1 protein-coding gene is annotated in these 594 nt (G+C 44.1%); it reads left to right on the plus strand.

Going from position 1 to position 594, the window contains the following annotated elements; all coding sequences use genetic code 11:
• Positions 1-37: 37 nt before the first annotated feature.
• Positions 38-580: a hypothetical protein gene (locus PSI22_RS21340; protein ID WP_273581472.1), complete on the plus strand. Its 543-nt coding sequence runs from the start codon at positions 38-40 to the stop codon at positions 578-580.
• Positions 581-594: the final 14 nt, after the last annotated feature.

Here is a 594-nt window from a genome sequence, read left to right on the forward strand (position 1 = left end):
CATTAACTAACGCTACCTCAGTGGCGGGAGAAATTGTATGTCTAAAACTGTAATTATGTACGACTCACCAGAGGCTGCCAGTATTAAAACTGTCACTGGCTGGGTCTCTCGCGATGGTCAATTTTGGGGTGATGATGAGCGGATGGCCCGTTACTGTGGGGCCACTCATCGTCAGTGTGAAAATAACCCTGACCACCCAATTATAGCAAAACGTGATTATTGTGAACTTTGTCATACAGCAAAACGCCAAAACCGATTTAACGCAATGGAACGTCAGCAATGGGATAGAAAAACCCCGCTAGTCATTTTTGATACTGATCAGTATTTCATGGATGAGGATGACCTCGACGACTATTGCGATGAGCATCAGATTAAACCATCAGAATTACAGTTGGTTATCTGCGAACCCAATTACCCACTTGAAATAGATGGCGAGGATCATTTTCATGACGATCTGCCACCGGATGGTGAATTGCCATATGAATTACAGCAGGCGTTTAATGCGTTAAATGCCGTTATTCGCAATAGCCCGCCATTATCGTGGTCGCAGGGTAAATATGCGGCAATAGTTTCTGATTGATGCGGGAGAATATT

Source organism: Xenorhabdus aichiensis, assembly GCF_028598775.1.
Lineage (GTDB): Bacteria > Pseudomonadota > Gammaproteobacteria > Enterobacterales > Enterobacteriaceae > Xenorhabdus > Xenorhabdus bovienii.